The organism is Roseomonas indoligenes (genome assembly GCF_017813365.1).
In the GTDB taxonomy this organism is placed as follows: domain Bacteria; phylum Pseudomonadota; class Alphaproteobacteria; order Acetobacterales; family Acetobacteraceae; genus Roseomonas; species Roseomonas indoligenes.
Window position 1 is genome coordinate 110,360 of record NZ_JAGIZA010000005.1, and the last position, 13,042, is coordinate 123,401.

The 13,042-nt window shown below is 68.6% G+C and carries 11 protein-coding genes; 3 read left to right on the forward strand and 8 right to left on the reverse strand.

Annotation, left to right across the window (positions count from 1 at the left end):
• Window position 1: 1 nt before the first annotated feature.
• Window positions 2-3,463 carry a DNA polymerase III subunit alpha gene (gene dnaE, locus J5Y10_RS10155; RefSeq protein WP_209373218.1) on the reverse strand — a complete coding sequence of 1,154 codons (3,462 nt, stop codon included), beginning with the start codon at window positions 3,461-3,463 and terminating at the stop codon, window positions 2-4.
• 69 nt (window positions 3,464-3,532) lie between these two features.
• Here dnaE and J5Y10_RS10160 point away from each other — a divergent pair, with 69 nt between their 5' ends.
• Both J5Y10_RS10160 and J5Y10_RS10165 read left to right on the forward strand, forming a co-directional pair.
• A complete protein-coding gene (locus tag J5Y10_RS10160; protein ID WP_209373219.1) occupies window positions 3,533-3,838 on the forward strand; it encodes an ATP-dependent Clp protease adaptor ClpS in 306 nt (101 codons plus the stop codon).
• A gap of 75 nt (window positions 3,839-3,913) precedes the next feature.
• Window positions 3,914-4,828 (forward strand): DUF6492 family protein, encoded by a 915-nt coding sequence (locus J5Y10_RS10165; protein ID WP_209373221.1) that lies wholly within the window; start codon window positions 3,914-3,916, stop codon window positions 4,826-4,828.
• Between the two features lie 15 nt (window positions 4,829-4,843).
• On the opposite strand, the gene J5Y10_RS10170 is transcribed toward J5Y10_RS10165, so the two are convergent.
• From J5Y10_RS10170 to J5Y10_RS10185, 4 genes are all read right to left on the reverse strand, one after another.
• Entirely contained in the window at window positions 4,844-5,524 is a 681-nt protein-coding gene (locus J5Y10_RS10170; RefSeq protein ID WP_209373223.1) for an ABC transporter ATP-binding protein, read from the reverse strand.
• Window positions 5,517-6,770, reverse strand: coding sequence for a lipoprotein-releasing ABC transporter permease subunit (locus J5Y10_RS10175; RefSeq protein WP_209373224.1), 1,254 nt, complete (start codon window positions 6,768-6,770; stop codon window positions 5,517-5,519). Before J5Y10_RS10175 ends, J5Y10_RS10170 begins: the two co-directional genes overlap by 8 nt.
• Window positions 6,770-8,086 (reverse strand): proline--tRNA ligase, encoded by a 1,317-nt coding sequence (gene proS, locus J5Y10_RS10180; RefSeq protein ID WP_209373226.1) that lies wholly within the window; start codon window positions 8,084-8,086, stop codon window positions 6,770-6,772. Before proS ends, J5Y10_RS10175 begins: the two co-directional genes overlap by 1 nt.
• A gap of 292 nt (window positions 8,087-8,378) precedes the next feature.
• On the reverse strand, window positions 8,379-8,639 hold the full coding sequence (locus J5Y10_RS10185; RefSeq protein ID WP_209373230.1) for a DUF1467 family protein: 261 nt from the start codon (window positions 8,637-8,639) through the stop codon (window positions 8,379-8,381).
• A 96-nt stretch (window positions 8,640-8,735) separates the two neighbouring features.
• Between J5Y10_RS10185 and J5Y10_RS10190 the strand changes: the two genes are divergently transcribed.
• Window positions 8,736-9,017, forward strand: a complete 282-nt coding sequence (locus tag J5Y10_RS10190) for a hypothetical protein (protein ID WP_209373232.1) — start codon at window positions 8,736-8,738, stop codon at window positions 9,015-9,017.
• A 20-nt stretch (window positions 9,018-9,037) separates the two neighbouring features.
• On the opposite strand, the gene J5Y10_RS10195 is transcribed toward J5Y10_RS10190, so the two are convergent.
• The 3 genes from J5Y10_RS10195 to nuoN all read right to left on the reverse strand — a co-directional run bounded on the left by J5Y10_RS10195 (window position 9,038) and on the right by nuoN (window position 13,038).
• The gene (locus J5Y10_RS10195) at window positions 9,038-10,690 is read right to left on the reverse strand and encodes a ribonuclease J (protein WP_209373234.1); all 1,653 of its coding nucleotides are present in this window, start codon (window positions 10,688-10,690) and stop codon (window positions 9,038-9,040) included.
• Window positions 10,691-10,894: 204 nt separating this feature from the next.
• Window positions 10,895-11,620 carry a biotin--[acetyl-CoA-carboxylase] ligase gene (locus J5Y10_RS10200; protein WP_209373236.1) on the reverse strand — a complete coding sequence of 242 codons (726 nt, stop codon included), beginning with the start codon at window positions 11,618-11,620 and terminating at the stop codon, window positions 10,895-10,897.
• On the reverse strand, window positions 11,617-13,038 hold the full coding sequence (gene nuoN, locus J5Y10_RS10205; RefSeq protein WP_209373238.1) for an NADH-quinone oxidoreductase subunit NuoN: 1,422 nt from the start codon (window positions 13,036-13,038) through the stop codon (window positions 11,617-11,619). The genes J5Y10_RS10200 and nuoN overlap by 4 nt, the downstream gene beginning before the upstream one ends.
• Between the last annotated feature and the right edge of the window lie 4 nt (window positions 13,039-13,042).

The following is a 13,042-nucleotide window of genomic DNA, read 5'->3' on the forward strand; positions in this document are numbered from 1 at the left end:
GTCAGGCCGCCAGATCCACCGCCTCGATCCCCGGCAATACCTTCAGCGCCTGGGCAAGCCGGGGGGAGACGTTCCACCGCCCGGGCAGGGCCAGTTCCACCTCCTGCCCCGGCCCGGTGCGGGGGATGAGGACGACCTCGCCCCTCCCCCGCCCCTCGCGCTCGAGAATGCCGCGCAGGGTCTCCAGCACCTCCATCGAGGCGAACTCGATTCGCAGGCTGGCCGGAAGGGACTGCGCGGCGGCTTCCAGCGGCTCGCAGTCCAGCGCGGTCAGCCGCACCGCCTCGCCGTCCACCTTCACCTCGGCCGTGAAGAGAACGGCGTTCCCCTCCGTCAGCATGTCCCGGCATTTGCCGAGGACCTCGGAGAAGCAGGTCACCTCCGTGCTGCCGGAGAAGTCGGAGATGCGGATCCAGGCCATGCGGCTGCCGGTCTTCGTCGTGCGCTCCTTCGTGCCGATCACCGTGCCGGCCAGCTTCAGGCGCCCGGCGCCGGCCTGGGCGCGCTCCGTCATGCGGGCGATGGGGCAGACGCGCAGCTTGGCGAGGGCGTCCTTATAGGCGTCAAGCGGGTGGCCGGAGAGGTGGAAGCCGATCGCCTCCGCCTCGCGCTCCAGCCGCTCCAGCTGCGGCCAATCCGGCATGTCGCGCAGGCGCAGGGGCGGCATGTCGGCGGAGGCGCCGGGCGCGCCGAACAGGCCGATCTGGGCGCTGGAGCGGTCCTCGGCCGCCGCCTGTGCGCGGCGGATGATCGCCTCCGCGCCCTCCGTCACCTTCGCCCGGTTCGGGTCCAGGCATTCGAAGGCACCGGCACGGGCCAGGTTCTCCACCTGCATCTTGTTCAACAGCTTCGGGTCTATGCGGTCCGCGAAGTCCGTGAGGGACTTGAAGGGCCCGCCCTCCTTCCGCGCCCGCACGAGGTCCTGCATGGCACCGAGGCCGACGCGCTTCACTGCCGCCAGGGCGAAGCGGATGTCCTTCACCACGGCGCCATCCTCCGTGGTTCGAGGCTCCACCGCGAACTCCGCGTCGCTGCGGTTCACGTCCGGCGGCAGCACCTTGATGTTGAGCCGCGACGCCTCCTGGAGGTGGGAGGCGAGCTTGTCCGTGTTGGTCATGTCCAACGACATGATGGCTGCCAGGAACTCGTGCGGGTGGTTCGCCTTCAGCCAGGCGGTCTGGTAGGAGACGAGCGCGTAGGCGGCGGCGTGCGACTTGTTGAAGCCGTATTCCGCGAAGCGCTCCATCAGGTCGAAGATCTCGCCCGCCTTGTCCTCGGGGATGCCGTTCTTCACGGCGCCGTCGGTGAAGATCTTGCGCTGCGCCTCCATCTCCGAACGGATCTTCTTGCCCATGGCGCGACGCAGCAGGTCGGCGCCGCCGAGCGAGTAGCCCGCCAGCTCCTGGCTGATCTGCATCACCTGCTCCTGGTAGACCAGGATGCCGTAGGTCTCCTCCACCAGGCTGCGCATGGCCGGGTGCACCGGCTCCCAGGCCTGGCCGTGCTTGCGGGCGCAGTAGGCGGGGATGTTCGCCATCGGGCCCGGGCGGTAGAGCGACACCGCCGCGATCAGATCCTCGAACCGGTCCGGCCGCATCATGCGGAGGACGTCCCGCATGCCCTGGCTTTCGAACTGGAACACGCCGGCCGCGTCGCCCTTGGCGAGCATCTCGTAGGACCTGGCATCGTCCAGCGGGATGGTGGTGATGTCGATCTCCACCCCCTGCTCCTTCAGGATGTCCAGCGCGCGCTGGATTACCGTGAGAGTCTTCAGGCCGAGGAAGTCGAACTTCACCAGCGACGCGCTCTCCACGTATTTCATGGAGTACTGCGTCACGAGCATCTCGGAGCGCGGATCGCGGTAGAGCGGCACGATCTCGATCAGCGGCTTGCGCCCGATCACCACGCCGGCGGCGTGGGTGGAGGCGTTGCGGTACAGCCCTTCCAGCTGCAGCGCCGTCTCCATCAGCCGGTCCACGTTCTCGTCCGTCTCGCGCATCTCCCGCAGGCGCGGCTCGCCGTCGAGCGCCTCCTGCAGCGTGGGCGGCTTGGCGGCGTTGAAGGGGATCAGCTCCGCGATCTTGTTCACCTGGCCGAAGGGCATGCCCATCACGCGGCCGACGTCGCGCACCACCGCCTTCGCCTGCAGCCGGCCGAAGGTGATGATCTGCCCTACCCGGTCCGGCCCGTATTCCTGCCGGACGTAGTCGATCACCTCCTCGCGCCGGTCCTGGCAGAAGTCGATGTCGAAGTCCGGCATCGACACGCGCTCGGGGTTCAGGAAGCGCTCGAAGAGCAGCCCGAAGCGCATGGGGTCGAGGTCGGTGATGGTCAGCGCCCAGGCCGCCACCGATCCGGCGCCCGATCCGCGGCCCGGGCCGACGGGAATATCGTGCGCCTTCGCCCATTGGATGAAGTCGGCCACGATCAGGAAGTAGCCGGAGAAGCCCATCTTATCGATGATGCCGAGCTCGAACTCCAGGCGCTCGCGATAGGCGGGGCGGGCCTCGTCGGGGGTGGCCTGGGCGTCCAGGCGCTTCTCCAGGCCCTTGCGGGCCATGTCCTGCACGATGTCGGACTCGGTCAGCCCCTCCTGCACCTTCCGGCTGACGGGAAGCTCCGGCTTCTTCGTCTCCGCCATCACCGAGCATTTCCGAGCGATGGCCAGCGTGTTGTCGCAGGCTTCCGGCAGGTCCTTGAACAGCGCCCGCATGGCGGCGGGCGGCTTGAACCAGTGCTCGGCCGTCAGGCGGCGGCGGTCGGGCTCCGCCAGCGTCCGGCTCTCGGCGATGCAGAGCAGGGCATCGTGCGCCTCGTGCCCCGACGCATCCTTGAAGTACACGTCATTGGCCGCGACGATCGGCAGGGCGGCAGCATCGGCGATGGCCAGCAGCCCCGGCTCCACCGCCCGGTCCCGCTCCGTGCCGTGGCGGGTCAGCTCCACCGCCAGGTTGTCGCCATAGGCCTCGCGCAGCGCGGCCAGCAACGCCTCGGCCTGAGCTCGCCGACCTTCGGCCAGGAGGCGGCCCAGCGGACCCAGCGTGCCGCCGGTCAGCAGGAAGATGCCGGAGGCGTGGGACTGGAGTTGGTCCAGGGAGATGGCGGGCTTGCCCGAGGGGTCCTCCCCCAGCCAGCCGAGGGAGGAGAGGCGCTGCAGGTTCTCCAGCCCCGGCCTGTCCATCGCCAGGGCCACCACCGGGTCGGGCGGAAGGCGCGCCGCCTCCGGCCGCTCCGGCTCCTTCTGCCGGGCGAGCCAGAGCTGGCAGCCGACGATGGGCTGCACACCTTCCTTCATGGCGTACTGGCTGAATTCCAGCGCGCCGAACATCACGGCCGTGTCCGTTAGCGCCAGGGCGGGCATCCCCGCCTTCTTCGCCAGGCCGGGGAGCTTGTCGGCCTTGATGGCACCCTCCGCCAGGGAGTAGGCGGAATGGACATGGAGATGGACGAAGCTGCCGGTCATCGGGGGAATATAGGCCCTCGGTCGCCCCGCCGCAGCAGATTCCAGGATTGCGCGAGGGGGGCCACCAGGATGCCGGAAACCGTCAGCCCGCCGCGCGTCGAGGACGCGCTGAAGCCCGCGCGCCCGCCCCTGCACAAGGTAATTCTGCTGAACGATGACTATACGCCGCGCAACTTCGTCGTGCGCGTGCTGAAGGCCGAGTTCCGCATGGACGAGGGTTCGGCGCTGCGGGTGATGATGACGGCGCACGGGCGCGGATCCTGCGTCGTCGCCGTCTTCACCCGGGAGATCGCGGAGGAGAAGGCGACCCGGGCGACCGAGATGGCGGTGAAGGAGGGCTATCCGCTGCGCTTCACGACCGAGCCGGAGGAGTAGCGGGCGCGTCCGCCCCGGCCCCATGGCAAGCCCAGACCGGTTGTGGCAGGGATGGCCGGGTGGCGGAAACGGGGCATGGCGCGGATGATCCTGGACTTCGTGACCGTCGGCTTTCACCGCGACGCCGGCCTCCTGCGCCTCCAAGCCCGGTCCATCGCGCGCTATCTCGACCCGGCGATCTGCGGCCGGTTTCTCGTGATCAACAACGATCCGGACCAGGACTCCTTCGCCCGCCGCTTCGAGGCGGAGATCCTTCCAGAATACGGCCCCTTCCGCGACAAGGTCTCGATGCTGCCCGCGGAGGCGCTGTTCTCCGACGGTGAAAGCTTCTGGCGGGGCACCGGCTGGCGCCGCCAGCAGGTGCTGAAGCTGGCGGTGGCGCGGCATATCGAGACGCCTGCCTACATCGTCCTCGACTGCAAGAACCACTTCATCCGGCCCACGGGGCTCGACGCCTTCGCGACGGAGGACGGCCGCCTCATCACCGCGCCCCGGCGGCTGCTGCCCCGCCAGACGGCGGAGCTGGTCTGGTTCGGTCTCTCCGAGGAGCGCTGGCCGGAAACGATCTTCAACATCATCACCCCCTTCCCGCTCTGGCGCGAAGAAGTGCTCGCGCTGGAGCAGGCCATGCGGACCCGTGGCGAGGCCGGGGTCGGCCGGGTGCTGCTGGACAAGTCGGTCGGCCTCACGGAGTTCCGCCTCTACTCCGCCTTCATGCTGGCCTGCGGCCGGAACTGGGAGGCGCTGCACAGCATGCAGGAACCGAACTTCGTCACCTTCTTCGGCGCCCGCGACAGCATCGAGGGCTTCCTGCGCTCCGTTGACCGGCCGAAAATCCGGGTGATGGGCGTGCACCGGCGCGCCGCATGGGCCGATCAGCCGGCGCGGGAAGCCATCGTAGAGCGCTGGCTGCGGGCCGAGCTGGTGGGGGATGCGGAGGAGGGAATGAGCTTCATCACCCCCCTCCCCGGCGAGCGCAGGCCGGGCTGAGGCCCTCCGGCGGGATCAGGCCGGAACGACCATCCCGTCCCGCAGCGTGACGGTGCGGTCCATTCGCGCTGCCAATTCCGGATTATGGGTGGCTATCAGGGCGGCGAGGCCCCTGCCCCGCGCCGCCGCCAGCAGTTCGGCGAAGACGCGGTCTGCCGTACCGGCATCCAGGTTGCCGGTGGGCTCGTCCGCCAGCAGAACCTTCGGCGCGTTGGCAAGGGCGCGGGCCATGGCGACCCGCTGCTGCTCGCCGCCGGAAAGCCGGCTCGGGCGGTGGTCGCCGCGGTTCTCCAGGCCGAAGGAGGCCAGCAGCTCCCGCGCCCGCGCCTCCGCCTCCCGGCGCGGCTTGCCGGCGGCGAGCTGGGGCAGCACCACATTCTCCTCCGCCGTGAACTCCGGCAGCAGGTGGTGGAACTGGTAGACGAAGCCGATCGTCTCCCGCCGCAGGGCGGTGCGGGCATCGTCGCCCAGGCCGCCGGAGTCCCGCCCTTCCACCAGCACGGCGCCGGCATCAGGCTTTTCGAGCAGCCCGGCCACGTGCAGCAGCGTGCTCTTTCCGGTGCCGGACGGCGCGACGAGCGCCACGATTTCCCCGGCATGCAGTTCCAGCGCCGCGCCGCGCAGTACCGGAAGCTCGCCGGCCTCGGTGCGGTAGCGGCGCTCCACGCCCCTCAGGGCCAGTACGGGATCAGCCATTGCGGAGACCCTCCACCGGGTCCAGCCGCGCGGCGCGCCAGGCCGGGTAGATCGTTGCCAGCAGCGACAGGCCCATGCCCATGCCCACGACCTGCGCCACCTCCATCGGCTCCACCACCGCCGGCAGGCGCGTGAGGAAGTAGACCTCGGCGTTGAACAGCTCCGTGCCCGTCAGGGACTGCAGGGCCTGACGGATGTTCTCGATGTTCAGGCAGAAGACGAGGCCGATGCCGAAGCCGATCAGCGTGCCCGCCACGCCGATGGAGGCGCCGGCCAGCAGGAAGATCCGCAGGATGGCGCCGCTGGTGGCGCCCACCGTCCGCAGCACCGCGATGTCCCGCCCCTTGTCCTTCACCAGCATGATCAGGGACGAGATGATGTTGAAGGCGGCAACGATGATGATGAGGGTGAGGATGAGGAACATCACGTTCCGCTCCACCTGCACCGCCGCGAAGAAGGAGGAGTTGGAGGCCTGCCAATCCAACACGCGCACGGGGCGGCCGGACAGGGCGGCGTAGATGGCCCGGGTCGCGTCGTTCACGCGATCGGGGTTCGCCACGAAGACCTCCACCTGCGTCGCCGTGTCGCGGTGCTGGAAATAGACCTGGGCGGCGTCGAGCGGCAGGAAGACGTAGCTGGAATCGTATTCCTGCATCCCCGCCTCGAACATCGCCACCACCTCATAAGCCTTGAGGCGCGGGACGGTGCCGACGACGGTGGCGCGGCCCTGGGGGGATACGAGGGTGATCTTGTCCCCTATCCGCAGGCCAAGCCGCCGTGCGAGGCGGGTGCCGACGACGATCGTGTCCTGCTCCCCAAAGCGCTGCAGGCTACCGGCGCGGATGTTCTCCGCGATCAGCGGGCGGGCGCGCAGGTCCTCCGGCCGGATGCCGCGCGCGAGGCCACCGGTCGCGCCACCATTCTCGCTGGTGAAGAGCACCTGGCCCTCCACGATCGGCGTGGCGGACACGATGCCCGCCAGTTGCCGCACGCGGGCGGCAATGTCGTCGTAGTCGCGCAGCCCCTCGTTCGTCTGCGAGTAGACGCCGAGATGGCCGTTCAGCCCGAGGATGCGGCCCAGCAGCTCCTGCCGGAAGCCGTTCATCACGGACATGACGATGATGAGGGTCGCCACCCCCAGCGCGATCCCGACGAGGGAGAAGATCGCGATGACGGAGACGAAGCGCTCGCCCTTCCGGGCGCGCAGGTACCGGAAGGCGACGGCGCGCTCGAAGGGCGAGAACATCAGGCGATGGTGGCCTTGATACGGGCGATCGCCTCGTCCAGCGGCAGCTCCAGCCGCTCGCCGGTGGCGCGGCGCTTCAGCTCCACGATGCCCTTGGCGGCGCCGCGCGGGCCGATGATGGCCTGCCAGGGGTAGCCGATCAGGTCGGCGTCGGCGAACTTGGCTCCGGCGCGCTCGCCGCGGTCGTCGAGGACCGCCTCGTTCGGCAGGGCGGCGTAGATCTGCTCGCAGAGCGCGTCCGCCGCCGCGTCGCCGGGCTTGAGGTTGAGGATGGCGCAGGCGAAAGGCGCCACCGCGTCCGGCCAGATGATGCCTTCCTCGTCGTGGCTCGCCTCGATGATCGCGCCCAGCAGGCGGGAGACGCCGATCCCGTAGGACCCCATTTCCGGCACCACCGTCGCGCCGTCCGGCCCCGCGACCGTCAGCCCCATGGGCTTCGAGTACTTCGTGCCGAAGTAGAAGATGTGTCCCACCTCGATCCCGCGCGCGGTGATCTGGCTCTCGGCGGGAATGGCGTCCCAGGCGGCCTCGTCGTGCTTCTCGTCGGTGGCGGCGTAGCGGCTGGTCCAGAAGTCCATGACCGCCGAGGCCTCACCCGTCCCCGAGGGGTCCTGCGCCAGCACGTCGAACTCCAGCAGGTCCTTGTGCAGGTACACAACGCTCTCGCCGGTCTCCGCGAGGATGATGAACTCGTGGGAGAGATTGCCGCCGATCGGGCCGGTATCCGCCTGCATCGGGATGGCCTTCAGCCCCATGCGCGCGAAGGTACGGAGATAGGCACGGAACATGCGCCGGTAGGATTCCCGTGCGCCATCGGCATCGAGGTCGAAGGAATAGGCGTCCTTCATCAGGAACTCGCGCCCGCGCATCACGCCGAAGCGGGGGCGGATCTCGTCCCGGAACTTCCACTGGATGTGGTAGAGGTTGCGTGGCAGGTCCCGGTAGGATTTCGCATAGGTCTTGAAGATGTCGGTGACCATTTCCTCGTTGGTCGGGCCGTAGAGCATCTCGCGGTCGTGCCGGTCGATGATGCGGAGCATCTCCTTGCCGTAGCCGTCGTAGCGCCCGCTCTCCTTCCACAGCTCGGCGGCCTGGATGGTGGGCATCAGGATCTCCTGCGCCCCCGCCAGATCCTGCTCCTGCCGCACGATATCGGAGACCTTGCGCAGCACGCGCAGCCCCAGCGGCAGCCAGGCATAGATGCCGGCGCTGGTCTGGCGAACCATCCCCGCGCGCAGCATCAACCGGTGCGAGACGATCTGCGCCTCGGCAGGCGTTTCCTTGAGCGTGGGCAGGAAGGCGCGAGAGAGGCGCAAGGCGGCGGGCTCCGGATGGGAAGAGGCGCGCAACCTAGAGCATGGCGCGGGCGGCGCAATCCGCCCGGCGACGGCGCAAAAAAGAAGGGCCGCCCCGAAGGGACGGCCCGAGTTTAGGGAGGAAACGCCAGTCACACGGCGGAAGAGGAAAAGCCCTCTTCCATGTCCCGATGATGCTGCAGTGCGGCCGGGAAGCGAAGCAGTTTATGCTCGCGAAAGATGAAATATTGAGCTGATCGTGCGTATAGCGCTTCAATTTTCATCGTCGATGCCCATGATTCCGTCGTTTTGGCTAATCGTTAGGCATTGCAAGCCAGCCTTCCCGGAAGGATAGCCAGTCCGCCCGAACCAGCCACTCGATAACGAACCAGACAAGGATGGCCAGAAGCGTAGTGAGCACGACTACCCGCAGAACGCGGACCTGGCGTGGCGCGCCGCGCCACCCCCCAGCGCCTGCGCCCTCGGGGTCAGGGCTGACCCCCAGGGGCAGAACGGCGAAGAGCACCGTCCACCACACGAGGAAGAAAACGACGATCCCGGTGACCCAGCCCATCCTGCCCCAACCTTGCCCTCACTTGCCCGGGATCCGCCGTAATCCCGGCGGGGTCCTCGGCGTTTCTACGCCATGTCGATCCGAAGGGAGACGAAGATGCGTCGCTTCATTCTTCTCGCCGGACTCGCCCTCGCGGCTGTCCCGGCTATTCCCCAGACTGCCGACGCCCATGGTGGCTGGGAGCGCGAGCGGGCCTGGCGGCACCATGAGTTCCGCCGGGAGCAGGCCTGGCGGCGGCATGAGCGCCGGGAGTGGCGCCGCGAGCAGGCCTGGCGGCGGGACCGCTATGAGCGCCGTGCCTACCGCCAGGGTTACGGCTACGGGCCGCCGGTTGCCTATGCCCAGCCTGGGCTGACAATTGCCATTCCCTTCCGCTGAGCACCCCGCCTGCTCCGGGTTCAGACCCGGAGCAGGTGGAGTTCTACGAGGGGCCGCTTGCGCACGCGGCGGCCGATGGCCTTGCGAAGAGCGGTGCGCGCCGCCTCCCGCAAGGCCGAATCCTCCCGCCGTAGCGGCGCCGGCAGGTCATTGACCAGCCGGGCAAGGTCGGATGCAATTTGCGCGGTCGCGTCCTCGCCCTGCTCGAACAGGCCGGGAGCGGACACCTGCGGCGTACCGCGCACCCGGCCGTTCTCGTCCACCGCGAGCGAGCCGACGACGACGCCGTTGAACAGCATGCGACGCCGCGCGCCGAGCACGCCGCCGTCGAGCGGCAGCAGGCGGGTGCCGTCCACGGCCAGCTTGCCGCTCTGCACGGTCTCGCACACCTCGACCGGACCGCCGCCGAGGCGGAGCATGTCCCCGTCCTCAATGAGGTGCGGCTCGGCGCCGAACTCGCGGGCCAGGGCGGCGTGCTCCTGCAGATGGCGCCACTCACCATGGACGGGCACGGCGTGCCGCGGCTTCACAAGGTCATAGAGCCGGCGAAGTTCGTCCTTCGCGGGGTGACCGGAGACGTGCACGGGATGCTCGGAATCCGGAGTGATCACGCGGCACCCAGCCCGATAGAGCGCGGCCTCGACGTTCATGATCGCCTTCTCGTTCCCGGGGATCATGCGGGACGAGAAGACCACCGTATCCCCCTCGCCTAGAGAAATCTGGGGATGGGTGTCCGCCGCGATCTTCGCCAGCGCCGACCGGGGCTCGCCCTGGCTGCCCGTGCAGATGATCAGCAACTCGTCATCCGGCAAGTAGCCGGCCTCCTCCTCGTCCAGGAAGGGCGGAAGGTCGCTGAAGTACCCGGTCTCGCGGGCGGCCGCGTCGGCATTGCGGAGAGACCGGCCGAATAGCGCCACCCGCCGGCCGGCGGCCATGGCGGCCCGCGTGATGGAATCGACCCGCGCAATGTTCGTGGCAAAGCAGGAGACGGCGACCCGGCCCTTCAGCGTCGCGATCAATGCCGTAAGCGCCTCCAGCACGGTGGCCTCGCTGCCGGAATGCCCGTCGACGAGAGCATTGGTGCTGTCGCAGACCATGGCCAACACCCCTTCCTCGCCCAGCTTGGCAAAGGCGGCCTCGTCGGTCGGCGGACCGATCAGGGGATTTGGGTCCAGCTTCCAGTCGCCGGTGTGCAGCACGATGCCGTGGCGGGTGCGGATGGCGAGGGCCTGCGATTCCGGCACGGAATGCGCCACGCGCAGGAACTGCAGGTCGAAGTTCCCAATCTTCACGCGGGAGGAGAGCGGCACGGTGTGGATCGTCACCTCGTGCAGCAGGCCGGCCTCACCCAGCTTCCGGCGCAGCACGGCGGCCGCGAAGGGGCTGGCGTAAAGCGGGCAGCGCAGCAAGGACCAGAGGTGCGCGACCGCGCCAAGATGATCCTCATGCGCGTGGGTGATCACCAGCCCCACCAGCCGGTCCCGGCGCTCTGACAGCCAGGCCGGATCGGGGACGAGGATCTCGGCCTCGGGTGCCTCGGCGCCGCCGAAGCCGATGCCGCAATCAACGGCGAGAAGCTGTCCGTCCAGGCGATAGACGTTGAGGTTCATGCCGATCTCCCCCGTCCCCCCAAGCGGGAGGAAGGCGAGGTCGTCGGAAGTATCGAAGGTCATTCGTTCTCGTTCTTGAGGAAGTCAGGTTTCGATCGTTTCGTGACAGATGGGGGGTGCGCCGCGGGTCGCCAACGGGGCGTCCCGGTCCGGCGCCGCTATCCGAGGCCAATCCTTCGAATGCCGGGACCCGCGGGGCGTAACAAGGGGCGGAACGGCGGCAGACGATCACCTTCCGGTCACCCTGGCCGCAAGGGATGGCTGCACTCAGGCGTCCACCTGCCCGGCGATGACGGTTTCCAGTCCCCTCTCCGTGCGGAGCCGCAGGGCGCCGCTATCGTCCAGACCATCGAACAATCCGGCCAGAGGTGCCCCGGCCGCCGTGACGGTGAGTGCCACACCAGGCCGATGGCCGCGCGCGAGCCAGGCCACACGGATCGGCTCGAAGCCTTCCGTCTCCCGGACGGCGCGCCAGCGATCCAAGGAAGCCAGCACCGCCGCGGCAGCAACTTCTGGCTCCGGCGCGGGCTGCGGCAGCGCTGCCGTCCGGCGGCCGGACAGCTGAGGGGCGTGTGCCAAGTTTACCCCGAAGCCAAAGGACAGCCAGTCCAACCAGCCCCTCGCGTCCAGGCTGGCTTCTGCAAGGATACCCGCGCACTTCGCCCCCCTGATCAGAACGTCGTTCGGCCATTTCAGGGTCAGGTCGGGCCCGGCCAGAGGCGCCAGGGCATCGTACAGGGCCACGGCCGCCAGCAGTCCCCATTGCGGCACTTCCCGCGCAGGAGCGGTCGGGCGGAGCAGGACAGAGAGGTAGAGGTTGCCGATCGGCGATTCCCAGGATCGGCCATGCGTCCCGCGACCGGCGGTCTGGCGGCGCGCGAGGATGGCGAGGCGTTCCGCTTCACCATCCTCCGCGCTTCGCCGGATCAGGTCGGCGGTGCTGGGGAGCTGGTCATGGACCTGCAGCCGCCAGCCCGCCGGAGCCGTGCTCATCCCGCCAGGGCGGCCACCGCCGCCGCAGCCGCCGCGACGATCGGTGCCGGGAAGAGGAAGAAGAGCACGTTGAACAGCCCCGCCCCCGCCAGCACCATGGAGACGGCCGCCGGCCGCTGATCCAGCGCACCGGCCGGATTGTCGAAGTACATCACCTTAATAATGCGGAGGTAGTAGTAGGCGCCCACAACGCTGGTCAGCACGCCGACCGTCGCCAGGACCCAGAAGCCCTCCTGCACCGCCGCGAGGAAAACATAGAGCTTCGAGAAGAACCCGGCGAGCGGCGGAATGCCGGCCATGGAGAACATGAAGACCGTCATCGCTGCGGCCATGCCCGGATCGGTTCGGCCAAGACCAGCCAGATCTTCCACCCGCTCCAAGGACTTGCCCTGGCGGCGCATGGAGACGAGCACCGCGAAGACGCCCGCGTTCATCACGAGGTAGATCGCCATGTAAAGCATCACGCCGCGCAGCCCGACATCGGTGGCGACCGCGAGGCCCATCAAGGCATAGCCGATATGGCCGATGGAAGAGTAGGCCATCAGCCGCTTGATATTCTGCTGCCGGATGGCGGCGAAGGAGCCGAGCAGCATGGACCCGAGCGAGGCCAGCCAGATCACGCCCTGCCACTGCTCCGCCAGGTCGGCGAAGGGGTCGGCCAGCACGCGCACGAGAAGGGACACGGCCGCCACCTTCGGCGCGGACGCGAAGAAGGCCGTAACCGGCGTCGGCGCGCCCTCATAAACGTCGGGCGTCCACATGTGGAAGGGAACGGCCGAAATCTTGAAGGCAAGCGCGGCGATGACGAAGGTCACGCCAACGATCAGCCCGAGCGAGATCCCTTCCGTGGTGGATACAGCGCTGGCAACCGCGGCGAAGTTCGTGGAGCCGGAAAAGCCGTAGGTGAGGCTCGCGCCGTAGAGGTAGAGGCCCGAGGCCAGGGCCCCGAGCACGAAGTACTTCAGCCCGGCCTCGGCGGAGCGCGCGTTGTCACGGTCGAAGGCCGCGATGACGTAGAGCGAGAGCGAGAGCAGCTCCAGCCCGAGATAGAGAGTGATGAGGTCGGAGGCCGAGACCATCACCAGCATGCCGATCGTGCTGAACAGCACGAGGATCGGGAACTCGAAGCGGGCGATGCCCTGCCGCACGTTCCAGTCGAGCGCCAGCATCAGACCGGAGGCGGCACCCAGCAGGATCAGCACCTTCGCGAAGCGTGAGAAGCTGTCCGATACGAACTGGTTGCCGAAGGCCTGGCCATCCGGCGTGGCCATGACCAGCACCGCAGCCACCAGCAGCGCGCCGAGCGTGCCCATGGTGATCGGGAAGGTCGTGTCCCGCTTCGGGATCACACCCGCGAGCAGGAGAACGAGGCCCGAGACCGCGAGGAGGATCTCAGGAAGGGCGAGGGTCCAGTTCATCGTC